This is a genomic window from Lacticaseibacillus manihotivorans DSM 13343 = JCM 12514 (assembly GCF_001435035.1).
Classification (GTDB): domain Bacteria; phylum Bacillota; class Bacilli; order Lactobacillales; family Lactobacillaceae; genus Lacticaseibacillus; species Lacticaseibacillus manihotivorans.
The window spans coordinates 1-266 of the sequence record NZ_AZEU01000252.1; the positions used below are offsets into that span (position 1 = coordinate 1).

Sequence of the window (266 nt, forward strand, 5' to 3'; positions counted from 1 at the left end):
TTTGGAACATTCAGTTGATGCGCCATGTCAATGGCCATGTCTTCAAGATTCTGGCGGGCTTGATTGAGCAGCGAAGTGTCTTGAGGATAACGGATCTTTACCGGGATTGCTGTGGCATCCGTGATCATCACGTCAACTTTGAATGGCACCACCTCTTCAATCTTGGCGCGAAGCCAATCATTGATGATGTTTCTGACCAGTTCAGAGATGTCCGCAATCCGTTTACGGAAGGTACACAAGCTGGTGTATGCGAAGGGCTTCTCTGC

General features: G+C 48.9%; 1 pseudogene. It reads right to left on the reverse strand.

The annotated features are described in order from the left end of the window. Positions 1–266, reverse strand: a pseudogene (locus FD01_RS13100) (IS5/IS1182 family transposase); the annotation flags it as partial.